The sequence below is a fragment of the Streptomyces sp. NPDC001750 genome, from assembly GCF_042892615.1.
Taxonomy (GTDB): domain Bacteria; phylum Actinomycetota; class Actinomycetes; order Streptomycetales; family Streptomycetaceae; genus Streptomyces.
Genome location: NZ_JBIAUE010000009.1, coordinates 18,604 through 43,879, shown reverse-complemented (window position 1 = coordinate 43,879; position 25,276 = coordinate 18,604). Strand labels below are relative to the sequence as shown.

General features: G+C 71.0%; 20 protein-coding genes. 9 read left to right on the top strand and 11 right to left on the bottom strand.

What is annotated here, in order from left to right; translation table 11 throughout:
• Nucleotides 1-56: 56 nt before the first annotated feature.
• Nucleotides 57-419 carry a VOC family protein gene (locus ACFYY6_RS16320; RefSeq protein ID WP_351525052.1) on the bottom strand — a complete coding sequence of 121 codons (363 nt, stop codon included), beginning with the start codon at nt 417-419 and terminating at the stop codon, nt 57-59.
• Between the two features lie 150 nt (nt 420-569).
• Between ACFYY6_RS16320 and ACFYY6_RS16315 the strand changes: the two genes are divergently transcribed.
• Nucleotides 570-1,082 carry a CGNR zinc finger domain-containing protein gene (locus ACFYY6_RS16315; protein WP_351525053.1) on the top strand — a complete coding sequence of 171 codons (513 nt, stop codon included), beginning with the start codon at nt 570-572 and terminating at the stop codon, nt 1,080-1,082.
• 149 nt (nt 1,083-1,231) lie between these two features.
• Here ACFYY6_RS16315 and ACFYY6_RS16310 read toward each other — a convergent pair whose 3' ends face one another.
• Nucleotides 1,232-2,575 (bottom strand): UDP-glucose/GDP-mannose dehydrogenase family protein, encoded by a 1,344-nt coding sequence (locus tag ACFYY6_RS16310; RefSeq protein ID WP_351525054.1) that lies wholly within the window; start codon nt 2,573-2,575, stop codon nt 1,232-1,234.
• 224 nt (nt 2,576-2,799) lie between these two features.
• Between ACFYY6_RS16310 and ACFYY6_RS16305 the strand changes: the two genes are divergently transcribed.
• Nucleotides 2,800-3,957: an acyl-CoA dehydrogenase gene (locus tag ACFYY6_RS16305; protein WP_351624195.1), complete on the top strand. Its 1,158-nt coding sequence runs from the start codon at nt 2,800-2,802 to the stop codon at nt 3,955-3,957.
• A gap of 204 nt (nt 3,958-4,161) precedes the next feature.
• Nucleotides 4,162-5,172: a DUF5954 family protein gene (locus ACFYY6_RS16300; protein WP_351525056.1), complete on the top strand. Its 1,011-nt coding sequence runs from the start codon at nt 4,162-4,164 to the stop codon at nt 5,170-5,172.
• A gap of 182 nt (nt 5,173-5,354) precedes the next feature.
• Here the strand turns inward: ACFYY6_RS16300 and ACFYY6_RS16295 are convergent, their stop codons facing one another.
• Entirely contained in the window at nt 5,355-6,650 is a 1,296-nt protein-coding gene (locus ACFYY6_RS16295; protein ID WP_351525838.1) for an LCP family protein, read from the bottom strand.
• A 119-nt stretch (nt 6,651-6,769) separates the two neighbouring features.
• Here ACFYY6_RS16295 and ACFYY6_RS16290 point away from each other — a divergent pair, with 119 nt between their 5' ends.
• On the top strand, nt 6,770-7,318 hold the full coding sequence (locus ACFYY6_RS16290) for an acyl-CoA thioesterase (RefSeq protein ID WP_073791342.1): 549 nt from the start codon (nt 6,770-6,772) through the stop codon (nt 7,316-7,318).
• 177 nt (nt 7,319-7,495) lie between these two features.
• On the opposite strand, the gene ACFYY6_RS16285 is transcribed toward ACFYY6_RS16290, so the two are convergent.
• Nucleotides 7,496-8,866: an LCP family protein gene (locus tag ACFYY6_RS16285; protein WP_386606941.1), complete on the bottom strand. Its 1,371-nt coding sequence runs from the start codon at nt 8,864-8,866 to the stop codon at nt 7,496-7,498.
• 287 nt (nt 8,867-9,153) lie between these two features.
• Between ACFYY6_RS16285 and ACFYY6_RS16280 the strand changes: the two genes are divergently transcribed.
• Complete coding sequence (locus tag ACFYY6_RS16280; protein WP_351525842.1) at nt 9,154-10,167, top strand: glycosyltransferase family 2 protein; 1,014 nt, start codon at nt 9,154-9,156, stop codon at nt 10,165-10,167.
• A gap of 73 nt (nt 10,168-10,240) precedes the next feature.
• Here ACFYY6_RS16280 and ACFYY6_RS16275 read toward each other — a convergent pair whose 3' ends face one another.
• From ACFYY6_RS16275 to ACFYY6_RS16260, 4 genes are all read right to left on the bottom strand, one after another.
• Nucleotides 10,241-11,941: an LCP family protein gene (locus ACFYY6_RS16275; protein WP_386606945.1), complete on the bottom strand. Its 1,701-nt coding sequence runs from the start codon at nt 11,939-11,941 to the stop codon at nt 10,241-10,243.
• Between the two features lie 49 nt (nt 11,942-11,990).
• Nucleotides 11,991-13,805: an LCP family protein gene (locus ACFYY6_RS16270; RefSeq protein ID WP_351522813.1), complete on the bottom strand. Its 1,815-nt coding sequence runs from the start codon at nt 13,803-13,805 to the stop codon at nt 11,991-11,993.
• Between the two features lie 223 nt (nt 13,806-14,028).
• Nucleotides 14,029-15,354: an LCP family protein gene (locus ACFYY6_RS16265; RefSeq protein ID WP_389193666.1), complete on the bottom strand. Its 1,326-nt coding sequence runs from the start codon at nt 15,352-15,354 to the stop codon at nt 14,029-14,031.
• Between the two features lie 169 nt (nt 15,355-15,523).
• A complete protein-coding gene (locus ACFYY6_RS16260; protein ID WP_389193663.1) occupies nt 15,524-16,276 on the bottom strand; it encodes a TIGR03089 family protein in 753 nt (250 codons plus the stop codon).
• Between the two features lie 138 nt (nt 16,277-16,414).
• Here ACFYY6_RS16260 and ACFYY6_RS16255 point away from each other — a divergent pair, with 138 nt between their 5' ends.
• From ACFYY6_RS16255 to ACFYY6_RS16245, 3 genes are all read left to right on the top strand, one after another.
• Nucleotides 16,415-18,106, top strand: coding sequence for an N-acetylmuramoyl-L-alanine amidase (locus ACFYY6_RS16255; protein WP_389193660.1), 1,692 nt, complete (start codon nt 16,415-16,417; stop codon nt 18,104-18,106).
• A 205-nt stretch (nt 18,107-18,311) separates the two neighbouring features.
• Complete coding sequence (locus ACFYY6_RS16250; RefSeq protein ID WP_351522821.1) at nt 18,312-19,403, top strand: NDP-sugar synthase; 1,092 nt, start codon at nt 18,312-18,314, stop codon at nt 19,401-19,403.
• Between the two features lie 313 nt (nt 19,404-19,716).
• Nucleotides 19,717-20,715: a DNA-3-methyladenine glycosylase 2 family protein gene (locus tag ACFYY6_RS16245; protein ID WP_351522823.1), complete on the top strand. Its 999-nt coding sequence runs from the start codon at nt 19,717-19,719 to the stop codon at nt 20,713-20,715.
• 255 nt (nt 20,716-20,970) lie between these two features.
• Here ACFYY6_RS16245 and ACFYY6_RS16240 read toward each other — a convergent pair whose 3' ends face one another.
• The 3 genes from ACFYY6_RS16240 to ACFYY6_RS16230 all read right to left on the bottom strand — a co-directional run bounded on the left by ACFYY6_RS16240 (nt 20,971) and on the right by ACFYY6_RS16230 (nt 24,028).
• Complete coding sequence (locus tag ACFYY6_RS16240; protein ID WP_389193657.1) at nt 20,971-22,392, bottom strand: coenzyme F420-0:L-glutamate ligase; 1,422 nt, start codon at nt 22,390-22,392, stop codon at nt 20,971-20,973.
• On the bottom strand, nt 22,389-23,345 hold the full coding sequence (gene cofD / locus ACFYY6_RS16235; RefSeq protein WP_389193654.1) for a 2-phospho-L-lactate transferase: 957 nt from the start codon (nt 23,343-23,345) through the stop codon (nt 22,389-22,391). Before cofD ends, ACFYY6_RS16240 begins: the two co-directional genes overlap by 4 nt.
• 101 nt (nt 23,346-23,446) lie before the next feature.
• Complete coding sequence (locus ACFYY6_RS16230) at nt 23,447-24,028, bottom strand: cysteine dioxygenase (protein WP_389193651.1); 582 nt, start codon at nt 24,026-24,028, stop codon at nt 23,447-23,449.
• A gap of 747 nt (nt 24,029-24,775) precedes the next feature.
• Between ACFYY6_RS16230 and ACFYY6_RS16225 the strand changes: the two genes are divergently transcribed.
• On the top strand, nt 24,776-25,039 hold the full coding sequence (locus tag ACFYY6_RS16225) for a WhiB family transcriptional regulator (protein ID WP_030927001.1): 264 nt from the start codon (nt 24,776-24,778) through the stop codon (nt 25,037-25,039).
• Nucleotides 25,040-25,276 lie beyond the last annotated feature (237 nt).

The window sequence follows — 25,276 nt, the reverse complement described above, 5'->3', positions numbered from 1 at the left end:
TCATGCCCAGGGCCTTCGCCCGCGTACCTCGCGCGGGCGGTGCGCCGAGCGGACGGTCAGCCCCTGCACAGACAGAACGGGTGCCCCACGGGATCCGCGTAAACGCGGAAGCTCCGATTCCGGTCCTCCGCGTCCAGCGCGGTCGCGCCCAGGGCGAGCACCTCACGCTCCGCCGCGTCCAGATCCGGCACGGTCAGGTCCAGGTGGAACTGCTGCGCACCGTCCTCGCCCGGCCACTGCGGCGGCACGTGACCCGGTGCCGCCTGGAACGCGAGCAGCGTGCCCCCGGTCCCGGTCAGCTCCACCCAGCCGTCGCCGTCGTCCTCGACCGTTCCGCCGAGCAGCCCGGCGTAGAAGCCCGCGAGTGCGGCGGGGTCGGGGCAGTCCAGAACGACGGCACCCAGAGTGGCGACAGCCATGACACTTCCTCCTCGTAAGCGGTTCGGCACCGCTGAAAGCGGCTGGTCACCATCGGTCGTTACCGCTAAAGCGGGTCAACCGGTAACCGTTACTGCATGCTGCCGCAACGGAGGTAACGTCGCAACCATGAAAGCGAAGGATTCCGCACCATGAGCGCGAGGAACGCCGCGCCCGGCGGACTCGCGCTGATCGAGGCCCTGGTCAACACTCTGGACATCGAGACCGGTGCGGACACGCTCGACACGGCGGAAGGGCGCGCCGCCTTCGGCCTCGTGGAAGCGCACGTCCCGGACGCCCGTGCCCTGCGCGAGGCGCTTCGCGCCGCCTGTCTCGCCCATGCGGGCCATCGCCCGGCCGAGGAGGCGGAAGTCCCCGGCCTCGACCACCTCCTCGCCGCCGCGCCCCTGCGCGTGACGGTGGACGCGGCGGGCACGGCGGCGCTGCGGCCCGTCGAGGAACCGGCCGGGCTGACCGCCCGGGTCGCGCGGGCCATCGCGGAGGCGGCGGCCGACGGCACCTGGGCCCGGCTCAAGGTGTGCGAGGCCGATGACTGCCGGTGGGCGTACTACGACCGCAGCCCGGCGGGGCGGCGGCGCTGGTGTTCCATGTCGGTGTGCGGCGCCCGCGCCAAGATGCGCGCCTACCGCGCCAGACAGGGCTGAGCCCGGCCCGGTCCGGCGGCCCGGACACCGTCGTCGGACGGCGGCCTGGCGTCATGCGGCACGGGGCCGTGCGGGGGAGAGGCCGTGGCCGTGAAAGGGAGAAGCCGAAAGGGAGAAGCCGTACGGGGAGAAGCCGTACGGCCCGGCGGTCAGGCCGTCGGGCGTCCCATCGCCCGGTAGGTCCAGCCCGCGTCGCGCCACAGCTCGCCGTCGAGCGCGTTGCGGCCGTCCAGGATGATCCGGCGCGACGCGACCTCGCCGAGTGCCGCCGGGTCCAGCTCGCGGAACTCCCGCCACTCCGTCAGGTGCAGCACCACGTCCGCGCCGCGCACCGCGTCCAGCGCCGAGTCCGCGTAACCGAGGGTGGGGAAGAGCCGCCGGGCGTTCTCCATGCCCTTCGGGTCGAAGACCGTGACCTGGCCGCCCTGGAGGTGGATCTGCCCGGCCACGTTCAGCGCCGGCGAGTCCCGTACGTCGTCCGAGTCCGGCTTGAACGTCGCGCCCAGCACCGCCACCCGCTTGCCGAGGAACGAGTCGCCGCCCGCCGCCTCCCGGGCCAGCTCCACCATGTGACCGCGGCGGCGCATGTTGATCGAGTCGACCTCGCGCAGGAAGGTCAGCGCCTGGTCCGCGCCCAGCTCACCGGCGCGCGCCATGAACGCGCGGATGTCCTTGGGCAGACAGCCGCCGCCGAAGCCGATGCCGGCCCGCAGGAACTTGGACCCGATCCGCTCGTCGTGCCCGATCGCCTCGGCCAGCTTCTTCACGTCGCCGTCGGCGGCCTCGCAGACCTCCGCCATGGCATTGATGAACGAGATCTTCGTGGCCAGGAAGGAGTTGGCCGCGGTCTTCACGAGCTCCGCGGTCGGGAAGTCCGTCACCACGAACGGCGAGCCCTCGGCGAGCGGCACCGCGTACACCTCGCGCAACAGCTTCTCGGACCGCTCGCTCGCCACGCCGACGACGATCCGGTCCGGGTGCAGGGTGTCCTGCACGGCGAAGCCCTCACGCAGGAACTCCGGGTTCCAGGCCAGTTCGGCGTCCGCGCCCGCCGGGGCCAGCTCCGCCAGCCGGACCGCCAGCCGGGCGGCGGAGCCCACGGGCACGGTCGACTTGCCGACGACCAGGGCGGGCCGGGTCAGATGCGGGGCCAGCGACTCGAAGGCGCTGTCCACGTAGCTCATGTCGCAGGCGTACTCGCCGTGCTTCTGCGGAGTGTTCACACAGACGAAGTGCACATCGCCGAACTCCGCCACGTCCTGCCACGAGGTGGTGAACCGCAGCCGTCCCGTGGACCCCTCGATGCCCGCGACGTGCTTGCGGAGCAGCTCCTCCAGCCCCGGCTCGTACATCGGGACCCGGCCGGCGCCCAGCATCTCGATCTTCTCGGGCACGACGTCGAGGCCGAGGACCTCGAAGCCCAGTTCCGCCATGGCCGCGGCGTGGGTGGCGCCGAGATATCCGGTGCCGATCACAGTGATCCTGAGGGCCATGCGGTGCTCCTGGGAGGTGCGGGCAGACGTGCGGTCGGGACATGCGGTGGAACGTGCGGTGAACGAGCATAGTCGTGCCCCCACAGGCCCTGATTCCGGCCATCCGCGCAGGTCCCGGGACCCCTGTCACCAAGCTCACGCACGCATTGCATAGGCCAGGGCGGGCGGCTCGCTCTAAAATTGGGTTACTTAACGGTAGTTAGCTTCTTTGGGGAGTGAGCGCTTTGGCGGGTTCGACCGATTTCGACCTGTACCGTCCGGCCGAGGAGCACGAGATGCTCCGCGAGACGGTGCGTGCGCTCGCCGAGGCGAAGATCGCCCCGCACGCGGCGGCGGTCGACGAGGAGGCGCGTTTCCCGCAGGAGGCGCTGGACGCGCTGACCGGCGCGGACCTGCACGCCGTGCACGTACCGGAGGAGTACGGCGGCGCGGGTGCCGACGCCCTCGCCACGGTCATCGTGATCGAGGAGGTGGCCCGCGTCTGCGCCTCCTCCTCCCTCATCCCGGCCGTGAACAAGCTGGGTTCGCTCCCGGTGATCCTCTCCGGCTCCGAGGACCTGAAGAAGAAGTACCTGGGCCCGCTCGCCAAGGGCGACGCGATGTTCTCGTACTGCCTCTCCGAGCCCGACGCGGGTTCGGACGCGGCCGGCATGAAGACCCGCGCCGTGCGCGACGGCGACTCCTGGGTACTCAACGGCGTGAAGCGCTGGATCACCAACGCGGGCGTCTCCGATTACTACACGGTCATGGCCGTCACCGACCCGACCAAGCGCTCCAAGGGCATCTCCGCCTTCGTCGTCGAGAAGTCGGACGAGGGCGTCTCCTTCGGCGCCCCGGAGAAGAAGCTCGGCATCAAGGGCTCCCCGACCCGCGAGGTCTACTTCGACAACGTCCGTATCCCCGCCGACCGTATGATCGGCGAGGAGGGCACGGGCTTCGCCACCGCGATGAAGACCCTGGACCACACCCGCATCACCATCGCGGCCCAGGCCCTCGGCATCGCCCAGGGCGCCCTCGACTACGCCAAGGGCTACGTCCAGGAGCGCAAGCAGTTCGGCAAGCCGATCGCCGACTTCCAGGGCGTCCAGTTCATGCTCGCCGACATGGCCATGAAGCTGGAGGCGGCCCGCCAGCTCACCTACTCGGCCGCCGCCAAGTCCGAGCGCGTCGACGGCGACCTCACCTTCTTCGGCGCCGCGGCCAAGTGCTTCGCCTCCGATGTCGCCATGGAGATCACCACGGACGCGGTCCAGCTCCTCGGCGGCTACGGCTACACGCGGGACTACCCGGTGGAGCGGATGATGCGCGACGCGAAGATCACCCAGATTTATGAAGGCACGAACCAAGTTCAGCGGATCGTGATGGCGCGGAATCTGCCGTAGCAGGATTTTCGCAGGTCAGGACAGCCCCCGGCGTGATGCCGGGGGCTGTTGCCGTCTGTGGGTCACGCGCCCCCCGACGCCTCCGCGGGGCGTCGGCACCGGGCGCCGGCCCCGCGGCCGGGCCTCGGGCGCGGGTGGCGGATCCGGGTGGTCGGTTCTTCTGTTTCGCCCACCCCACAGCGACGAACTCGGCACACTGAGTGCATGGTTGATCACTATCAGGAGCATCCGGAGCACCTCGTCATCAACGTGGAGCACCGCGACGATCCGGTGTCCCTGGTCACCGAGGCGGATGCCTTCGCCGCGTCCCGGGAGTACGCGAAGATCGTGGTCCGCGGGCCGCTTTTCGGTGTCGCCGAGCAGCGTCGCGGCGAGCGGCCGCAGTGGCGGCTGCTGACGGACATGGACACCGGCTACCCGCAGGACGCCCGTGACGAGCTGAACTCCTATCTCTGGTTCAAGGCCAAGGACGAGACGGACGATCCTCGTGAGCGGCGGCTGCTGCTGGACGCGGTGGCGCGGCTGGAGACCGAGCCGGTGAACGAACTGACCGCGGGCGACACGCGTTACCGCGTCGTGCGTGCCGATGAGTTCGCCAGGATCGGCGGCGGGCGCCTGGAGCCGCCCAGGCCCACGGACGTGGACTGCGAGGGCTGGGACTTCCGGACGCGCACCCCCTCCACCACCAAGGGCTTCGTCGTCGACCACGCGGCGGCGGTGGGGCTGACGGAGGGGCTGGACCGGATGGGGCTGTTGCCGTACCAGTACACCTCGGACCGCTTCCCGCCCGATGTGCTGGCCGATTCGCGGCGGGCGCTGCGGACCCATCCGGGGCTGGTGCTGCTGCCGGTCGCCTTCCGGGTGATGGAGAAGAAGGATCATTCCTGGTCGATGGCGTCGGGCCAGCACCCGACCCCGCAGGACGCGCGGCGCTCCTTCGCCCACTACCTCAAGGAAGTCCGGCCGCTGATCGAGGAGTCGGACGAGCGGGAGACCGCCGCGTACGCGCGGGCCGCGGAGGCGTTCATGCGGCAGGTGCGGCCCAATGAGCTGAACGTGCACGGGCGTTGCTTCCAGATCGTCCGGATCGAGCGGATGATGCGGATCGGTCCCGCGGGGCCGGAGGGGCCCCGGCGTTCGGACATCGACATCCAGGAGCCCACTCAGATCCATCCCCGCATGGATGAGTCGGGCGACATCGACTACTCGAAATAGGCCCCGGGCCGGGCGTGACGTGGCCCCCCAGGCGGGAAGACGGCCGGGCGGGAAGACGGCCGGGCCCCGGCGGCGAACCGGTGAACCGGTGTGCCGCCGGGGCCCGTTCGCGTGCCGCCCGATGGTCCCGGGGCGCCGCTCGGCCGTGACCGTTCGCCCGGTCCCGCCGGCTCCCCGCCTTCTTACTTCTCGGAGACGGTGACCTTCTCGTCGTTGTTGAGCTGGTCCACGAGCTGCTTGACCTTGGCCTTGTCCCAGACCAGGTTGCCGCCGCTGGAGCCGGAGATCGGCATGTTCATCGACGTGCCGTCGCCGCCCGTGACGCCCTTCATGGCGAAGAACATCTGTCCCAGGGACCAGATCGACATGTCCTCGTCCACGATCAGGGTGTCCAGGCCGGCGCTCATCGTCGGGTACAGCTTGAACGGGTTGAGGATCGTGGAGGGCGTGGCCGTCTGGCTGGCGAGGGCCGCGAGGAACTTCTGCTGGTTCTTCGTACGGGCCAGGTCCGACTCGGCGAACGCGTACCGGGTGCGGACGAAGGCCAGCGACTGCTCGCCGTTCAACGTCTGCTTGCCCGCCTTGAAGTCGGCGCCGGACTTCTTGTCCTTGAACGCCTTGGGGATGTCCAGTTCCACGCCGCCGATCGCGTCCACGATGTTGGCGAAGCCGCCGAAGCCGATCTCGACGTAGTGGTCGATGTGCAGGCCGGTGTTGAACTCGACGGTGCGGACGAGGAGTTCGGGGCCGTCCTCGGCGTACGCGGCGTTCAGCTTGGTGAAACGGCCGCGGGCCGGATAGAGCTTGCCGGAGTCGGAGCCCTTGTACGAGGGGATCTCGACGTTCGAGTCGCGCGGCAGCGAGATCAGTGTCGGCCCGTTGGACCCGTCGTGCAGGATCATCATCGAGTCGGTCCGCTTGCCCTCGGCGGAGCCGGTGTGGAGGCGCTTCTTGTCCTCGTCCGTCATGCCCGCGCGACTGTCGGAGCCGACGATCAGGTAGTTGGTGCCGTCGCCCTCCTTCGGCCGCTCGATGACCTTGGAGAGGTCCACCTCGCGGTTGAGCTTGGAGTCGGCCCAGAAGTACGTGCCTATGGAGACCGCGAGCACCACGACGACCAGCGACAGCGCGCCCACCTTGATGCGGCGGCCCCAGTCGGGCGCCGGGCGCCCGTAGGCCGGTCCGCCGTCGCCCCGGCCGCCACCGGGGCCGTTGCTCCCGCCGCCGCCCCGGCCGCCACCGCCGTAGACCTGGCCCGTGTTGTAACCGCTGTCGTACCCCGCGCCGTCGGCGTACTGCGGCGGTGCCTGGCGGGGCCGGGGCGGGGCCGGGCGCTGCTGCGGCGGGGCGGGGTGCCGCTGGACGTGGCGCATCACACGGGCGCCTTCGGGCTGGTCGCTTCCGCTTCCCTGCCCGTAGCGGTTGCCGCGGTCACCGCCGCGGTTGTCGTCGGTCCAGCCCTCGGGCCAATCACTCATGCGGTCCAGTGTGCAGGCCGGGTGTGCTCCTCTTACAGGGTGTACGGAAAATCGCATCGGTGCTGTTGCGAAGCTGATGCATTGCCGTCGGCCGGAAGTCCCCGCATAAGGTGGACGGTATGACAGATCAGTCCCCGCGTCCGGAGGGCGACATTCCCGGTAAGTCGACCGCCGCATCCCGGACCACCCTCAGCCACATCATGACCGGCAGCGACACCAACCTGCTGGGCACGGTGCACGGTGGCGTGATCATGAAGCTGGTCGACGACGCGGCGGGCGCCGTGGCCGGACGGCACTCCGGCGGACCCGCGGTGACGGCGTCGATGGACGAGATGGTCTTCCTGGAGCCGGTTCGCGTGGGTGACCTTGTTCACGTCCGTGCCCAGGTGAACTGGACGGGCCGTTCCTCGATGGAGGTCGGCGTCCGGGTCATGGCCGAGCGGTGGAACGAATCCACCCCCGCCCAGCAGGTCGGCAGTGCGTACCTGGTGTTCGCCGCGGTGGACGCGGACGGCAGGCCGCGCCCCGTGCCGCCGGTCATACCGGAGACCGAGCGGGACAGAAGGCGTTACCAGGAGGCGCAGATCCGGCGCACCCACCGTCTGGCACGGCGTCGCGCGATCAAGGAGCTGCGCGAGAAGCGCGCCGCGGACGGCATCGACGACTGAGCCGTCGACGGCGGGCGCCCTGTGGGCCGGGTCATCGGCGGTGCGGCCTCCTGTCGGCCGGGTCGACGGGCGGGCCCCCGGGGCGTTCTCGGTTCCCGGTGTACTCGACCCGCCCCGGGCGGCGTCGGTCCCTCGGAGCGTTCTCGTACCGGCCCCGGTGCCGACCGGCCACGGACGTCACGGGCAGGTCACCTGGTCGCCCGTGACCGTGCCGAACTCCCCCCGCTCCTTCTTTTCGGCCCGTACCGGTCGCACCGCGTCGAAGTCCGTGCCCGCCGTCACCTTCAGCGTGGGGCCCTGCCCGGTCACCTCCCGCAGTTCGGCCCCGGGCAGTGCCTCGGCCAGGGACTTCGCGGACCGGTCCCAGCGCGGGTCGTAGGTGATCAGGGTGCGCCGCAGGTCGCGCGAGTCCGCGTTCAGCGGGGTGCGCGAGGTGTCGAAACCGGTGGCGTGCAGCGCGTCGTCGACCGTTCTGCCGAGCCCGTTCTTCGTCGTCCCGTTGTAGACCTGGACCCGGATCCGCTCCGGCGCGACGTCGACCGGCACGGCCTTCGGCCGGGGCGAGTCCGGGCGCTCGGGCGCGAGCGGCTTGTCGTCGCGCAGTGCCTGGAACAGCTTGTTCGCCTTCCGCTCGTCCCACTTCACCGTGGAGCCGATCCCCTTGACCGGGTGGGCGACGTCCGCCAGCGGCACGGAGGCGAACTCGGACGAGGCGGGGGAGAAGCCGCGCATCGCGCCTCCGAGCTCCAGCATCTGCTCCGTACCGAACCCCTCGTCGGCCCGGACCGAGCCCAGCATCGTCGAGGCGGCGTCGCGGAACCTCACCGGGTTCAGCAGCACGCCGCTGCTGGTCGCCCGCTCGATCAGCGAGGCGAGGAACTTCTGCTGGCGCTGCATCCGGCCCAGATCGGAGGCGCCGTCGACATGGCGGGACCGTACGAACTGGAGCGCCTGCCCGCCGTCGAGGTCGTGGGTGCCCGCCGCGAGGTCGAGACCGGTGTACGAGTCCTTCAGTGGCCGGGGCGTGCAGATCCGTACCCCGCCCAGGGTGTCCACGGTCTTCATGAAGCTGGTGAAGTCGACCTCCAGATAGTGGTCGATCTTGACGCCCGTCATGTGCTCCACGGTCCGCACGGTCAGCCCGGGGCCTCCCTCGGCGTAGGCGGCGTTCAGCTTCATCGGATGCGGGGAGTGGGTCCGTCCCGTGGTGAGGTCCTTGTGCTCGGGGACCTCGGCGTAGCTGTCGCGGGGCAGCGAGACGACGCTCGCGCGCTTCTTGTCCGCCGAGAGGTGGACCAGCATCAGGGTGTCGGTGCAGTTGCACGGGGCGCCGCCCAGCCGGTACTTCTCCTTCTCCTCCGGGGTGATCCGGTCACGGCCGTCGGTGCCGACCAGCAGCAGGTTCGTGCCGTAGCCGGCCCGGGGCCGGTTCTTCATGTCCTTGAACGGGTCGATCCGGTCGATCCCGGTTTCCAGACCGGTCACCATCGCGTGGCCGATGCCTCCGGCGCCGAGGACGAGGACCGAGAGACCGGTCACCATCCGCATGCCCCAGCGCGGTCGCCCGGTCCGTCCTCTCGGCCTGCGTGGCGGCGGGACGGCGCGGGGGCGCGGGGAACGGCGGGGGGAGGGGTGCGGCGTGGGCACGGGGGGACCTCCGCGGTGCGAGGGGGACCGTTCGCACAGTAGGCCCATATGATCGACTGCCCGCGAAGCGACCCGGTGGCGCGCGTCCGTGTCCCCCATTAGCGGTAACGTGGCGGCCGAATACCGTTGCCTGATGGGGTGCGAACCCCTCGCGCCCCCGAGGACCACCCGCCCACCCGAGGACCACCATGTCTGCCGCGCAGCACCCCGCCGTCTCCGTGATCATGCCGGTGCTCAATGAGGAACGTCATCTCAGGAACTCCGTCCGGCACATCCTGGAGCAGGAGTACGCCGGTGAGATGGAGGTGGTGATCGCGTTGGGCCCCTCCACCGACCGGACGGACGAGATCGCCGCGGAGCTGGTGCGTGAGGACCCCCGGGTCCACACCGTTCCGAACCCGTCCGGCCGCACCCCGGCCGCCCTGAACGCCGCGATCGAGGCGTCCAGCCACCCCGTGGTCGTACGGGTCGACGGTCACGGGATGCTGTCGCCGAACTACATCGCGACGGCCGTCCGGCTGCTGGAGGAGACGGGCGCGCAGAACGTCGGCGGCATCATGCACGCCGAGGGCGAGAACGCCTGGGAGGACGCGGTCGCCGCGGCCATGACGTCGAGGATCGGCGTCGGCAACGCGGCCTTCCACACCGGGGGTCAGGCCGGCCCGGCCGAGACCGTGTACCTCGGGGTCTTCCGCCGCGAGGCGCTGGAGAAGGCGGGCGGCTACAACGTGGAGTTCATCCGCGCCCAGGACTGGGAGCTGAACTTCCGCATCCGCGAGTCGGGCGGCCTGATCTGGTTCTCGCCCGAGCTGAAGGTGCAGTACCGGCCCCGGCCCTCGGTCCGGGCGCTCGCCAAGCAGTACAAGGACTACGGCCGCTGGCGGCACGTCGTCGCCCGCTTCCACTCCGGCTCGATCAACCTGCGCTACCTGGCGCCGCCCACCGCCGTCTGCGCGATCGCCGCGGGCATCGTGGCCGGTGTGGCCGTCACCCCGTGGGCCTTCGTCGTTCCCGCCGGGTACGTCGCCGCGATCGTCGCCGGGTCCGTGCCGGCGGGCAAGGGTCTGCCGCTGAAGGCGCGGGTCCGGATCCCGGTGGCGCTGGCGACCATGCACATGTCGTGGGGGTACGGCTTCCTGACCAGCCCGCGTTCGCTGGCGAAGAAGGTCATCGCCAGCCGCCGCCCGGCCGTCGCCGCGTAGCGCCGCACAGCTCGTCGGGGCCTTGTGCCCTCCGGCTCGCCGGAGGGCACAAGGCCCCGACGGTCTTCTTCCGCTACCAGCCGAAGCCCGGCTGGATGTCCATGCAGGCCCCCTCGTCCTCGCCGTTCAGGGCGCGGGCGCTCTCCGGGGTCTTCTCCTTCGCGGCGGGCGCGGCGTACTCCTTGTCGTCGCGCCAGTCGGCCCCCACGGTCAGCGTGATGCCCGTGACATCGGTCGATCGCTTCACCGAGGCCAGTGGGATGCCGAGCGCCTTGGCGACGGCCTGGGCGTTGCCCTCCATGTCCACGCTGGGGAAGAGCACCCCGGTCCGGGCTGCGGCCTGCGTGTTCTGCGAGTCGACGGTGGTCGAGGTGAAGCCCTTGTCCGTCAGCAGCTTCTGGACCGCCGAGGCGCGGCCCCTGGCCGGGTACTGGGTGTCGGTGCGCGTCCCGTTGCGGACGGTGACCGGGATCTCGGCGACGGGCGCCGTGGGCTCCTTGGCGACCGGGGCCTTGCGCTTGGACGCCTTGCCGTCCAGCGGGACGTCGTCGCGGACCATCTGGAAGAGCTGGTCGGCGTCGCCGGGCTTCGGGAGCACCCGTTCCCGGTTCACGCCCGTGCCGTACACGTTCGGCATCGTCGTCATGGTGATCCGGTCGGTGGGTATGCTCTTGAACTCCTCCGCCAGGTCGTACAGCTTCTTGACCGTGTCGATGCCCTTGTCGACGGTCAGCGCGTCGATCGCCGCGTCGGCGAGGTCCATCAGCTTGCCGGGATCGGTGAGCTTGGTGCCCTTGCGCAGCTCACGGACCATCGAGTTCATGTACATGTGCTGGGCGTGGGTACGGCCGAGGTCCGTGCCGTCCTCGAAGCCGTAGCGGGTGCGCAGCCACTGAAGGGCCTGCTTCCCCTTGATTTTGGTGGTGCCCTTCTCCAGCTTGAGTCCGGAGCCCTTGCCGGTGCTCGTGTGGGAGTAGACGTTGCCCTTGACGCAGACCGGGACGCCGCCTATCGCGTCGGCCATCGAGACCACACCCGCGAAGTCGATCATCATGAAGTGGTCGATGGTGATGCCGGTGAGCTCGTACCAGGTGGCCACGGTGCAGCCGGGGCCACCGCGGTCGAGCGTCTCGTTGGTCATCTCCAGGCGGGTGGAGGCGGGGTAGACCTTCCCCGACTTCGGGTCGGTGCACTTCGGGATCTTCAGCAGGGTGTCGCGCGGCATGCTGATCACCGACATGTTGCTGCGGTCCGCGGAGAGATGGACCAGCATCTGCACGTCCGCGAGGGGCGGGGCGCCGAAGGTGTTCTTGGCCCCGCCGAGCTTCTGGTTCTTCTTGGAGTCCCGCGCGTCCGAGCCGATGAGCAGGATGTTCAACGGGGTCTGCCCGGCGGCGTTGGCCTTGTGGTCGGCCATCTTCTTGTCGCCGAGCGTCAGGTCCTCCTTCTTGAGGTTCCCGTTGAGATGCTCGTAGTAGAAGTATCCGGCGCCCGCGCCGCCGAGTATGAGCACCGCGAGCACCGTGGCGCTCCAGCGCAGTACCCGGCGCTTGCCCTTCTTGTTCCGGCCCTTGCCCTTGCCGCCGCGCCGCTTCGCCCCGCCGCCCCGGTGACCGGCGCCCTCGGGCGCGCGCTGCCGGGCGCCGGGGCCCTGGCCCGGCCCTTGTTTCGGCTCCTCCGGCGCGTCCTCGTAGAGGCCCTCGTTCCAGCCGAGTTGGCCCGCGTCGCGGACGCGTGGTCGCGTCTCCCCACCGGGTGTGCTGCTCCGTCCCACCGGGACCCCCCTGCTGTTCAGACTCGTGGTGTGGCGCGGTGACCCGGTGTCACTTGGCGCATTCTGCCTTGGCGGCGTTGGCCTGCTGGACACCTTCCGGCGCCTTCGCCGGTGCCGCTATGGGAATGCCCGCGCCCTTGAAATCGGCGCCCAGGGTCAGGACCATCGCCTGAAGCCCCTCGGCGTCCGTGGTGCCTTGCTTCATCGCGGAGGAGGGCAGGCCCATCATGTCGGCGAGGGCACGGGCCTGGTCCGCCTGGTTCGGCGCGTACTCCAGCGTCGTCTTCGAGGTCTTCGCCGGGGCGTTGGCCTTGTTGGTGGACTTGAGCACGCCCTTGTTGTTCTGCAGCCAGACGACGGTCTGCTGGGCGGCGCCGCCGATTTCGCCGCCGTTGTACACGTCGACGCGTACGTCGGCCGCGTTCGCCCTGGGCCCCTTGAGGAGCGCGTCCTGCTTGCTCTTCGCGGCCTTGTTCTTCGACTTCACCTCGGTCAGCGAGGTGTCGTCGCGCATCATGGCGAACAGCGGTTCGGCCTTGGCCTCGTTCAGTATGACGGTGGCCTTGATCTTCTCGGCCGGGTTGTCGAGCACCGGCACCGTGGTGAAGGTGATGTTCTTGGTGTTGACCTTGCTGAGCTCCTGGGCCAGCGAGGCCAGCTTCGTCCCCGTGCCGATGCCGGTGTCGACGGTGAGCGCCTTGGTCGCGGCGTCCGCGAGCTTGTACAGCTTGGTCGGGCTGGTCAGGGTGTCGTCCGACTGCATCTGCCGGATCATCGAGGCGATGAACTGCTGCTGGATCTTGATCCGGTCCAGGTCGCCATGGTTGCCGAAGCTGTGCCGGGTCCGTACGAACGCCAGGGCGTCCTCGCCCTGGATGCGGTGCTCACCGGCCGGCAGGTCCAGGTGCGAGTCCGGGTCCTTGACCGGCTTGGCCAGGCAGATCTCGACCCCGCCGACCGCCGTGGACAGCTCCTTCACCGCGTTGAAGTCGACCATCATGAAGTGGTCGACCTTCAGGCCGGTGATCTCCCTGACCGTCTCCATGGTGCAGCCGGGGTTGCGGCCCTCCTGGCCGAGGCTCTGGTTGAAGCGGACGTTCGGCGTGCCCGGGATGACCTTCTCCGAGCCGTCCGGCTGCTTGGTCGTGCAGTCCGGGATGTCGGTGATCATGTCGCGCGGGATGCTGAGCGCCGTCGCGTTGGTGCGGTCCTCGGAGACGTGGAAGAGGATGTTGGTGTCTGCGTGGCCCACGCTGCCCTTGTCGCCGTAGCCCTCGTTGCCCTTACCGGTGCGCTTGTCGGTACCGATGATCAGGATGTTGATCGGGGCGTCGTTGTCGAAGACGTTCTTGTTGCCGGCCCCGCCCACGTCGACCGTGTTCAGGTTGCCGTTGAAGTGCTGGTACAGCGCGTACCCGCCCACCGACAGGCCGACCAGCACGAACGCCATCGTGCCGCCCGTCCACAGCAGGGCCTTCTTGCGGCGTGCCTTGGGCGCCTTGCGGCTGCGCCGGCCCGCCGCCTCGGCTTGGCCGGAACCCCCCTTGCCACGCGCGCCGCCCGTCGAACGGCGACCACGCTGTTCGGGTACCTCGTGGCGCGTGGAGGAGCCGCGCCGCTGCCCGTCACGGACCGATTCCCCGCGCTCGCCGCCGCGCGCCGATTCCTCGCGCCGGCCGCCGGTGTCACGAACGTCTTCCGCTTCTCTGCGACGGGGGACGCGCGGTCCCGGCGCCTGGGAAGCGGCGGCCGAATCCCCTCCGGAATTGTTCAGTCGCAGTTCGTAATCGCCGGTGTTCGGGTTGAGTACCCACTGGTCTGCGGGGTCGAATTCATCCGCCCGCCCACGGCTTTGCGCATCCACGGTTGTTTGAGTCCTCCGTCGGTGCCACGCGAGGCGCCTGCCCCGGTCGGGCGCCCGATCTTTCGCTCCAGAAGTGCGCGGCCTGACGGCCGGAAGCACCGGATCGCGTCACACTATCGGCCCAGTTCGGCGTCGAGCGACGTGCGTGACAAATTCCACGGTCCTTACAACTGGTCATTCTGGTCATTACACGCCGATCACCGGCTTCTGCTTGGGAATTGCTTTACCGCCGACACGGGTCCACCGCCGCGTTGTTGCCCGAATAGGTGGGGGTGGGGTTCGGGCTCGCGGCGCCCGGAGTATCGGCAGAGGCATTGTTTTTCCCGCTGTTCTTCCGGTTGTCACCGTTGAGGTTCTTCCGGTCGTCACGCTCGATCTGGTCCGTGGGGACCACGGTGACCGGGGCGTCCGCGCGCAGCCGGTCGAAGAGCCGTTTCGCATCGGGCTGGATGAGTTCGTCCCGGTTCGGGTCGGGTCCGTACGGCTGCCGGGGCACGGTCAGGAACTGCACCCCGTCGGTCGGTACGTCGCGCAGTTCGCGCACCAGGTCGTACAGGTCTGCGAGACTGTCCAGTCCCGGGTCCGTGGTCAGCGACTTCGTGGCCGCGTCCAGCACCGGGTACAGGCGGGTCGGATTGAGCAGGACGCCGTCGCTCTGCACCTTGTTCACCAGTGCGCCCAGGAACTGCTGCTGGCGGTCCATCCGCTCGGTGTCGCTGCCGTTGCCGATGGACTTGCGGGCCCGTACGTACCCCAGCGCCTGCTCGCCGTCGAGGTTCTGGCGCCCGGCGGGGAGTTTCAGACGCGCGTCGGGGTCGTCGACCGGTTTCTTCAGGCACACCTCGACCCCGCCGACGGCGTCGACCATGTCCTTGAACCCGTTGAAGTCGACGACCATCTGGTGGTCGATCCGGATGCCGGTCAGCTTCTCGACCGTGCGGATCGTGCAGGCGGTGCCGCCGAACTGGTAGGCCCAGTTGAACTGGGCGAACTGCTTCTTCGTGGCCGCGCCGCCCGGTCTGTGACAGACCGGGATCTCCACCATCAGGTCGCGCGGCAGGGAGATCGCGGTGACACTCTCCCGGTCCGCGGCCAGATGGAGCAGGATCGTGGTGTCCGAGCGCTGGCTGCCGCCGTCGTCACGGCCGTACGCGCGGTTGTCGCCGGCCCGGGTGTCGGAGCCGATGAGCAGGATGTTCTCCGCGTCGCGCACCACGGTGGCGGGCCGCTCCCGCTCGTACACGCGCAGCTCGGCGGCGGCCGAGGTGTCCGTTTTGATGTTGGCGTCGAGCTTCCGGTACAGCCACGAGCCGACGCCCGCGGCGGCCAGGACGACGAGCGCGGCGCCGAGCGCGGCCCAGCGCGGCCAGTGGCGTCCGCGCGGCGCGTCGGGGTCTGCCACCGGTCCGCCGTCGTCCGCGCCCGCCCTGCCGCCGTCCGCCCCGGGGCCCTCGGAGTTTCGGCCCGCGGCCGGGCCGTCCTTCCGGCCTGCCCCCGGGCCGTCGGAGTCGCCCGGCGGGTCGGCGCTTTCGCTCACGTCTGCGTCCATCCTTCACGGTCGGCGGCGCGCTGGGCCGCCGGTTGCAGGAGTAGACGGCTGAACCTCACGCTTGGTTGTGTCCCGGGTGGTCGGTATCGCCGATCATGTACCGGAGTTGACGAGCAGTCCTGAGGACTCGGCCCGGTATGGGCCGGATGAGTGACTATCAGGGCTCTTGTCATACCACGGTGTTGGTGACCCGCTCGCTCTCGACGCGCTTGGCCAGGCCGTCCTCGCCCAACTGCTCCAGGTGGCGGCACAGGACCACGGAGCCACCCGCGGCCAGCGGTGCGAACAGCCCCGCGCTCAGTCCCTCCCAGCTGTCGTACGGGCGCCCGGTCAGCAGCCGCGACCCCGCGGTCAGGCCGAGCCCGGCGGCGTCCTCGCGGGCCCGCGCCACCAACTCCGACGCCGTCAGCTCGGTGCCGCCCACCGCCAGCGCGGGGGCGTCCGGGTCCACGGGCGCGAACGGGGCGAACCGGTCGCCCTGGCCCGGCACCTCGACCGCGTAGTCCGCGAACCCCTCGGGGGTCTGCGGGAACCTGCCGCCCAGCGGGCGCAGCGCCAGCGCGACCCGCTCGCCGGAGCAGGCACGCGCGGCCTCCAGCGCGTCCGGGCCGCTGACGACGAGCTCGGCGTCGGCCGGGTCGCCCTGCACGTCGGCGATGACGCCGACCGAGGAGCAGGCGAGCAGCCACACCGCCGACTGCCAGTGCGCGGGCAGCAGCAGCGCGAGCCGGTCACCGGGCTCGGCGGCGAGGTCGCCCTGCAGCAGGTTGGCGGTCTTGGCCACCCAATTGGCGAAGGTGGCCACCGACAGTTCCACCCGTTCTCCGGTGGCGTCGTCGTAGAAGGTGACCAAGGGGCGGGCCGGGTCCGTGGCGAGCGCGGAACGCAGCAGGTCGGCGGGGGTGCGGTCGGTGGCGTTCATCCGCGCAAGGGTACGCGGCCGCGGGGCGCCGAGGGCGGGCGGACGGGAAGCGGGTACACCGGTTCGGCAGACGGGCCGTCAAGTGCGGGGGAGCGCACCGGTGGACGGAGTTGTCAGATTATGCCCAGGATTGTTCGCATGCGTGCCTTTCTTGCATCCTCGATCGGCGTCACCTGTGCGGCGGTGCTCGTGCTGCCCTCGGCCGGGCCCGCGAGTGCCGCCCCCGACACCGACTCCGCCCCCGCCGAGTCCGCCGAGTCCGCCGGGCCCTTCGGGGCGCCGGGGTCGACGCAGTCCCTGGCGATGGTGCCCCTGGCGGACCCCTCCGGCCCGGCCACCGACGACCCCACCCGGTCCGTCGGGGCCGCCGGACAGGGGCTCACCGAGCGCACGGTCCGCCCGTTCTCGCTGGTCGGCGTTGTATGGGACGACCCGGACACCGAACTGCACGGGACCGTCCAGGTCCGTACCCGCGCCCGGGGCACCGGCCGCTGGTCCGACTGGCAGGACCTGGAGACGCACAACGCCGAGCACGCCGCCGATCCCGGGAGCGCCGAGCGCGGGTCCGGCGGTGTCCGCGGCTCCACCGCCCCGCTCTGGGTCGGCGACTCGGACGGTGTCGCGGTGCGCGTCCGCCCGGGGGGCCCGGACTCCCATCGGCACGGCACTCATGACGCCCATGGCACTCATGAATCGCAGGACGCCCGTGAGTCCGACGACGGCCATGAGTCCGACGGTTCTCATGACTCGCACGGCCCTCGCGACCCGCACGGTGCTCGTGACCCCCAGGGCTCCCAGGACCGGGCCGGTTCAGCCGCGTCCCTGCCCACCGGCCTGCGCCTCGAACTCGTCGACCCCGGCCGGGAGACGCGGCGGGTCCCGGCCGAGACCGGCCGGAGCACCGAAGACACCGGGACCACCGGAAGCACCGGCACCACAGGGGCCGTCGGCACGACCGGGAGCGCCGAGGACGCGGACGACACGAACTTCGCGGGTCTCACGGACCTCACGGAGTCCGTCACGGCGGCGGCCGGTGCCCAGGCCGCAGCGGGTGCCGAGGCAGTCGGGGCCGCCCGGGACGCATGGGGCATCTGGGGCTCCGGAGACGGCCGTACCCCCCTCGACGCCGCTTCGCTCGGCGGGACCGTGCTTCCCGCCCTCGACAAGGCGGAGACCGAGGCGCGGAGCGAGGCGGAGTCCGGTCGCGCGCCCGGCGCCCAGCCGTACATCGGCCCCCGCCCGCGCATCATCACCCGCAAGGGCTGGGGAGCCGACGAGAAGCTCAGGGAACGCGCCTTCGTGTACACCAAGACCGTCAAGGCCGCGTTCATCCACCACAGCGCCACGGGCAACGGCTACACGTGCTCCCAGGCGCCCGCGGTCCTGCGCGGCATCTACCGGTACCACGTCAAGAGCAACGGCTGGCGGGACTTCGGCTACAACTTCGCCGTCGACAAGTGCGGCAACATCTACGAAGGGCGGGCGGGCGGCGTGACGAAGGCGGTCCTGGGAGCACACACCCTCGGTTTCAACAGCAACAGCATGGGCATCGCGGTGCTCGGCACCTTCAGCAACACGAACCCGTCCGCCGCCGCGGTGAACGCCGTCGCCAAGCTCACCGCGTGGAAGCTCGGCCTGTTCGGCGCCGATCCGAGCGGCAGGACCACGCTCGTCTCGGGCGGCGGCAACAAGTTCAAGAAGGGCGCGAAGGTCAGACTCGACGTCATCTCGGGCCATCGGGACGGCTTCGCAACCGAATGCCCCGGAGCGCGTCTTTACAAGAAGCTCGGCTCGGCGCGCACCAGCTCCGCGCGTCTCCAGGGGCGCTGACCCCGGGCGGCACCGGACGGTTTCCGAAAACGCGCCGCGGGACGGTCTCCGGGACCCGGACGGGACGCCGCCGAAAGGCCGCCGCGGACCTCGCGGGCCGACCGGGCACGACCGGGGCGGACCGGAGCCGGATGCGTACGAACCGGTCTGCATACACTGGCCAGCCGAACGAGGCAGGGCCCCACCAGGAAGCAGAGTCAGCGCTGTGACACAGGCAAGAGAAGCGATCCTCCTGGTGGGCGGCAAGGGCACCCGGCTGCGCCCGCTCACGGTGCGCACCCCCAAGCCCATGGTCCCGGCGGCGGGCGTCCCCTTCCTGACGCACCAGTTGGCGCGCGCCCGGGCCGCCGGGGTCGAGCACATCGTGCTCGCCACCTCGTATCTGGCGGAGGTCTTCGAGCCGTACTTCGGGGACGGTTCGAAGCTCGGTCTCCACATCGAGTACGTCACCGAACGCGAACCGCTGGGCACCGGCGGCGCGATACGCAACGTCGCGTCCCGGCTCACCTCGGGACCCGACGAACCGGTGCTCATCTTCAACGGCGACATCCTGACCGGCCTCGACATCCGGGCCCTGGTCGCCACGCACACCACCTCGGGAGCGGACGTCTCGCTCCACCTCACCCGCGTCGAGGACCCGCGCGCCTTCGGCCTCGTGCCGACGGACGGCAGCGGCAGGGTCACCGCGTTCCTGGAGAAACCCGAGACGCCCGAGCAGATCGTCACCGACCAGATCAACGCCGGGGCGTACATCTTCCGCCGCTCGGTCATCGACACCATCCCGGCCGGCCGCCCGGTCTCCGTCGAACGCGAGACCTTCCCCGGACTGCTGGCCTCCGGTGCCCATCTCCAGGGCATGGTCGACTCCACCTACTGGCTGGACCTCGGCACCCCGCGCGCCTTCGTGCGCGGCTCCGCCGACCTGGTGCTCGGCCGCGCCCCTTCCCCGGCCGTCCCCGGGCGCTGTGGCGAACGGCTCGTCCTGCCGACCGCCTCCGTGGCGGCCGACGCCAAACTCACCGGCGGAACGGTCGTCGGCGAGGGCGCCCTGATCGGCGAGGGAGCCCGGATAACCGGGTCCGCGGTGCTGGCCGGAGCGGTGATCGAACCCGGAGCGGTGATCACGGACTCGCTGGTCGGAGCCGGTGCCAGGATCGGCAGCCGGACGGTGGTCGACGACGCGGTGATCGGGGACGGGGCACGGGTCGGTGCCGACAACGAACTGCTGGGCGGCATGCGCGTCTGGTGCGGGGCGGTCCTGCCGGACGCGGCGGTGCGCTTCTCGTCCGACGAATAGCGGAACAGACGAATAGCGGAAGCAGAGGGAACGGAAGAAGAGGAAGAACGGGCGGACGGTGCCCCGAGCCGGGCACCCGTTCCCGCTGCCCACGGCCTGGGGACGACGTGCCCACGGCCCGGGTACCACAGGGAGTGGCCCAGAGGAACGTCGTCGTGCGGCTTCGATCGCAGGGCGGGGAGGAGTCGATGCGACGCACCGGCGACCGACGACGGCGCCGCAGGTGGAATCGCAGGGCGGGCGCGAGCCCGCTCCCTTTCGCTGCCCGGGCCGCTACCCTCGACAGGCACCCCGACGACCGAGGACCTCATCCGTGGCAGGACGATTCGCCCCCCGCACCGCCCCTCGCGCAGCCGTCGCGCGCCAGGCGGCGGCCCCGGCGAAGGACGCGCCGACCCGTGACTGGACCCCGCCCGGCCCGCTCGACCTGCGCCTCGTCCTCGGCCCGCTGCGCCGGGGGCCCGCCGACCCCACCTTCCGGATCACCCGGGACGGAACGGTCTGGCGGACCGGCCGCACGCCGACGGGACCCGGCACCCTCCGCCTGTCCGACCGGGGCGGCCGGATCGAGGCGGCTGCCTGGGGGCCGGGCGCACCCTGGCTGCTGGACCGCCTCCCGACCCTGCTCGGCGCGGAGGACGACCCGGACGCCTTCCGTCCGTACCACCGGCTGCTCGCCATGACCCGGCACCGGCGCCCCGGACTTCGTCTGCTGCGCACCGGCCTGGTCCTGGAGTCCCTGATCCCCTCGGTGCTGGAGCAGAAGGTCACCACGGACGAGGCGTACCGGGCCTGGCGCTACCTGGTCCGCGCCCACGGCACTCCGGCGCCCGGACCGACGGACGACGCCGCGTTCGCCGCCCTCGGTCTGTACGTCATGCCGGACCCCCGCACCTGGTCGCTGGTCCCGTCCTGGGAGTGGCACCGCGCGGGCGTCGACGCGAAGCGCTCGGCCACGATCCTGCGCGCGGTGCGGGTGGCCCGCCGCCTGGAGGAGGCGGCCGGCATGGACCTCCCGGAGGCCACGGCCCGGCTGTGCCTCGTGCCCGGCATCGGACCCTGGACCGCGGCCGAGACCCTCCAGAGGTCGAACGGCGCGGCGGACGCGGTGACGGTCGGCGACCTCCACCTCCCGGGCATCGTCGGCCATGCCCTGGCGGACAACCGGCACGCGGACGACGAGGAGATGCTGGCCCTGCTCGCCCCCTACGAGGGCCAGCGGCACCGGGCCACCCGCCTCATCCTGCTCTCCGGCCGCGTCCCGCCCCGCCGGGCCCCGCGCATGACCCGGGGCGACATCGCCCGCCTGTGAAGCGGCGCGGGACCGGGGACGGCCGAGGGCTGTCCGGAACAGCCCTCGGGGACACCCTGCGCATCCGGATGCTCGGTACATCCCGGCACCCGGACAGGAGACGGCGGGGGACCGCCCGCGCGAGCCCCGAGCCGTACGACAGGAACGCCGAGCCGGTGCGGCAGGGCTCCGGGCCGGGCAGAACACCGAGCCGCGCGCAGCCCATCGCGGCCCGCTCATCGCGCTCGTCCACCGCGGCTCGCTCGTCGCGCTCGCTCACCGCACCGTGATGAACGCCTCCGGATCCCGTGCGTCCCGTGCCGTGGGCGTGACCGCCGCCCGCCCGATCGCGACCGCGCCCAGCGGATCCCACGATTCCGGCAGGTCCAGCATCTCGCGCACCACGTCACGGCAGAACATCGTCGAGGACACCCATGCCGAGCCGAGCCGTTCGCCCGCCAGCGCCACCAGGAAGTTCTGGATCCCGGCCCCCGCGGCGACCACGAACATCTCGCGCTCCGCGGTGTCCCGCCGCTCGTCCCCGTAGGTGTGGGAGCCGTCCATCACCAGGCACGGCACCGCCAGATACGGCGCCCGGCGCAGCACATCGCCCCGCCGTACCCGCTTCGCGATCGACTCCTCGCTCTTCCCGTCCCCGCGCAGGTCCGCGATCCACGCCTGCCGCATCGCGTCGAGCAGTCGGGTCCGCGACTCCCCGGACTCCAGCAGCACGAACCGCCACGGCGTCGTGTGATGCGGAGCGGGCGCCGTCACCGCCGCGGCCACGGCCCGCCGGACCGCGCCCGGGTCCACCGGTTCGTCGGTGAACTCGCGCACCGTGCGCCGCAGGGTCAAAGCCTCCCGCACCGCCTCCGAGGTGCCGAGACGGAACATGTCGTCGGCGGCGTCGCGCACCAGCGCCCGCGCCCCGCCCGCGGAGTCCGGCGAGTCCGCGGGGGCCACGACATGGCCGAGCCCGCGCACCACCGCGACCGGCAGCCCCGACGCCTTGCCCTTGACCAGGTCACCGGCGGCGGCCAGTTCGTCGGCGGTGGCGACCACGGTCGCGCTGAGCGGATTGCCGTACGTGTCCGTCCCGCCGCGCAGATCGTCCAGCACCCGGACCCCGGCCGCCCCGATCGCGACATCGGTGAGCCCGCTGCGCCAGGGGCGTCCGAAAGTGTCCGTGACGACGACCCCGACCTCGACGCCGAGGGCGTCCCGCAGCCCGTCCCGGATCGCGCGTGCCGAGCGGTCCGGGTTCTCGGGCAGCAACAGCACCGTCCCGGCGGGCGTGTTCGAGGCATCGACCCCGGCCGCCGCCATGACGAGACCCTGCCGGTTCTCGACGATCCGCAGCGTGCCCCGCCGCGCCACCACCCGTACCGTCTCGGCGTCGATCGCCGCCTCCCGGTCGGCGGCCTCGACGATCCGGCCCTCCGCCTTGGAGACGATCTTCGACGTGACCAGCAGGACGTCTCCGTCGACCAGCCCCGGACCGGTGGCGGCGATGAGCTTCGCCAGGTCGTCACCGGCCCGCACCTCGGGAATCCCGGGCAGTGCCCGGACCTGGTACGAGGGCGCCTCGTCGAAGGCCGCACCGGTCGCCTCCGCGGGGAGCGCACCGGTCGCTATTCCGGAGCCCGCACCGGTCGCCTCGCCGAAGGCCGCGCCGCGGGCCGTCCCGGCGGCGCTCATGCCCGTACCTCCTCGGCAAGCACCAGAGCCTGCCGGGCCATCTCCGCCGCCGCGTCGACGTCCGTCATCATCAGCGGCACGGAACGGCAGCGGATGCCCGCCGCCTCCACCGCGTCGACCGCCCCGGCGTCCACCGTGTCGACGAGCCAGCCGTCCAGCAGCCCGGAGCCGTAGTGCTCGGCCACGGCCGCCGCCGTCGACTCGACACCCACCGCGGCGAGCACCTTGTCCGCCATCCCGCGCACGGGCGCGCCCCCGACGATGGGGGACAGACCCACGACCGGCACCCCGGCCTCGGCGATCGCCTCCCGGATCCCGGGCACCGCCAGGATCGTCCCCACCGACACGACGGGGTTGGACGGCGGGAAGAGGATGACATCGGCCTCCGCGAGGGCTTCCAGCACCCCCGGTGCCGGCTCGGCCTGCTCGGCGCCGACCGGCACGATCGCCTGCGCCTCGACCGAGGCGCGCAGCCTCACCCAGTACTCCTGGAAATGGATCGCCTTGCGTTCGCCGTCCAGATCGACGGCCACATGCGTCTCCACCCGGTCGTCGGACATCGGCAGCAGCCGGACGCCCGGCTTCCACCGCGCGCAGAGGGCCTCGGTGACGGCGCTCAGCGGATAGCCCGCTGCGAGCATCTGCGTACGGACGATGTGGGTGGCGAAGTCGCGGTCGCCGAGGCCGAACCAGTCGGGCCCGACCCCGTACGCCGCCAGTTCCTCCTTGACGTGGAAGCTCTCGTCCGCACGTCCCCAGCCCTGCTCCTCGTCGATGCCGCCGCCGAGGGTGTACATCACGGTGTCGAGGTCGGGGCAGACCTTCAGCCCGAACAGATGGATGTCGTCGCCGGTGTTGCCGATCACCGTGATGTCCGCGTCGGGCGCGGCCCGTTTGAGGCCGCGCAGGAAACGAGCACCACCGATACCGCCGGCCAGAACCACAATGCGCATGCCCGACAGTCTGTCAGGCGGAGCCTGATCCTTGTCAGGGCGACGGGCGACGGGCGACGGGCGACGGGCAGAGGATGGCCGTCCGCGAGTGAGGGCGGACGTCAGCCGCGTACGGCGTCCGCCACCGTGGGTACGGCGCTCGCGGCCACGGGCAAGGCGTTCGCGGTCACCGGGGTGCAGTGCGCCGTGTGCATCGGCATCTCGGTCAGGCCCGGGTAGTAGATGTGCAGGCTGACGGCCGGTTCGAGGGAGTCGTTGATCACCTCGTGCACGGAGCCGGGCGCGAAGACGCGCTGTGCTCCGGGGGCCAGCGCGCGGGCGCCGCGCTCGGTGTGCTCGGTCAGCCGGCCGTCGAGGACGGTCAGCAGCCCGGAGGACGGGCCGTGGTCGTGGCGCCCGCTGCCCTGACCGGGCAGCCAGCTCAGCAGCCAGACCTCGTAACCGGCCGAGGACTCCCCGGGGCGGGAGGAGCCGGGGGCCGGGGCAACGGCGCGCAGCCGGTGGTACCAGCGGGTGGTGGCGTCGTACTGGACGAGTGGCGCCCACTGCGTGCGGTCGGAGGCGATGCGGCGGGCGAGCCCGGCGAACTCGGCCACGGTGGACGGGTGCTCGCGTGCGGGCTGGAGGAGGTGCTGGACCTCAAGGATGTCGCCGGCGATCTGGAGGTCGCTGTCGCTGTTCATGGAAGCGGTCGGTTTCCTCGGCGTGGGGTGCGTGTGCGGGTGTCGCGGAGAGGTGGGAGAGCCACCGGAGGCCGTGCGAGCGTCGGAAGGGAGCCTCTGCGGACGGCTGAGGAGCCTTCTTGGTGGACACGCTCTGCGAAGACGCTCTGCGGCGGGAACCTCGCGGGAGGAGCTGGATCGGAGCCGGAGCCCTACGGCATCAACAGCTGTGACAGCTGGAACAGCAACAGCGGGCCTGGACAGCCGTGCGGAACCCACGGACGTGGGTGGCGTACGTCGCTGCGGTCGCTGGCATGGGACCAAGGAGACCGGTTGCCGCCTTCACCTGTCAACTTGATGTCCGTTTTGTGGGTAATGATTCACCCCAACTGGTTGCTTTGAGGTGCAGAAAGGTTTATTCGGCCACGGTGGCGGAGATGTGGCGCATCAACCGCGCCGGCAAACGTCGTTGGGACCTCGTGATCTATCTGTGATCTTGATCGCTTCGGCGGCCGGCCCGAAACGTGGAGGCGGTCCCGCTCGTCTCTCTCGATGAGGGGGTGTGATGCGGTCCACGTCAGATGTCAGTTTTTTGCTGATTTGCACACTTTCCGCATACCCTTGGTTCCGCAGAGTGAATACCGGAGCCAATAGCAGATCCTCGCTTGACTGGCCTGGAGATACACACTTGTAATTTCACTCGTGTCGTTCGGCCGTAATCAGCAACGGCTGCATCACGGGGACGCAAGAGACAGACGAGGGGCGCACATGACCGAGCTGTTCCAGCAACTGCTGGTCGAGGACGCGGACGAGGAACTCGGCTGGCAGGAGCGCGCACTGTGCGCCCAGACCGATCCCGAGTCCTTCTTCCCCGAGAAGGGCGGATCCACCCGCGAGGCCAAGAAGGTCTGTCTCGCCTGCGAAGTGCGGTCCGAATGCCTTGAGTACGCCCTTTCCAACGACGAACGCTTCGGTATCTGGGGCGGACTCTCCGAGCGTGAGCGGCGGCGCCTGAAGAAGGCCGCCGTCTGACGCCATCGCGCCCACCGTCCGCCCGGCCCGCCGCGTGCGCACCCGGCGGGCGGAGCGGATCGGTGAGGATCGGCGAGGGAGCGACGGCGTCGGAGCGCCGCGAGCGCGCGTGGGGCGGAGCCCGTACGGGACCCGCATACCGCGAAGACCGAACGACGGACGACCGGCAATCGAGAGCCGGTGGCCGACGACCGGCAACCAGGAACAAGCAACCGGCAACCGACGGCCGAACAGCCG

Coding starts and splice junctions, on each gene's coding strand:
- ACFYY6_RS16280 (WP_351525842.1), top strand. CDS start 9,154: ATGTCTGCCGCGCAGCACCCCGCCGTCTCCGTGATCATGCCGGTGCTC.
- ACFYY6_RS16315 (WP_351525053.1), top strand. CDS start 570: ATGAGCGCGAGGAACGCCGCGCCCGGCGGACTCGCGCTGATCGAGGCC.
- ACFYY6_RS16290 (WP_073791342.1), top strand. CDS start 6,770: ATGACAGATCAGTCCCCGCGTCCGGAGGGCGACATTCCCGGTAAGTCG.
- ACFYY6_RS16260 (WP_389193663.1), bottom strand. CDS start 16,276: ATGAACGCCACCGACCGCACCCCCGCCGACCTGCTGCGTTCCGCGCTC.
- ACFYY6_RS16300 (WP_351525056.1), top strand. CDS start 4,162: ATGGTTGATCACTATCAGGAGCATCCGGAGCACCTCGTCATCAACGTG.
- cofD (WP_389193654.1), bottom strand. CDS start 23,345: ATGCGCATTGTGGTTCTGGCCGGCGGTATCGGTGGTGCTCGTTTCCTG.
- ACFYY6_RS16265 (WP_389193666.1), bottom strand. CDS start 15,354: ATGGACGCAGACGTGAGCGAAAGCGCCGACCCGCCGGGCGACTCCGAC.
- ACFYY6_RS16230 (WP_389193651.1), bottom strand. CDS start 24,028: ATGAACAGCGACAGCGACCTCCAGATCGCCGGCGACATCCTTGAGGTC.
- ACFYY6_RS16255 (WP_389193660.1), top strand. CDS start 16,415: ATGCGTGCCTTTCTTGCATCCTCGATCGGCGTCACCTGTGCGGCGGTG.
- ACFYY6_RS16285 (WP_386606941.1), bottom strand. CDS start 8,866: ATGCGGATGGTGACCGGTCTCTCGGTCCTCGTCCTCGGCGCCGGAGGC.
- ACFYY6_RS16225 (WP_030927001.1), top strand. CDS start 24,776: ATGACCGAGCTGTTCCAGCAACTGCTGGTCGAGGACGCGGACGAGGAA.
- ACFYY6_RS16320 (WP_351525052.1), bottom strand. CDS start 419: ATGGCTGTCGCCACTCTGGGTGCCGTCGTTCTGGACTGCCCCGACCCC.
- ACFYY6_RS16240 (WP_389193657.1), bottom strand. CDS start 22,392: ATGAGCGCCGCCGGGACGGCCCGCGGCGCGGCCTTCGGCGAGGCGACC.
- ACFYY6_RS16310 (WP_351525054.1), bottom strand. CDS start 2,575: ATGGCCCTCAGGATCACTGTGATCGGCACCGGATATCTCGGCGCCACC.
- ACFYY6_RS16295 (WP_351525838.1), bottom strand. CDS start 6,650: ATGAGTGATTGGCCCGAGGGCTGGACCGACGACAACCGCGGCGGTGAC.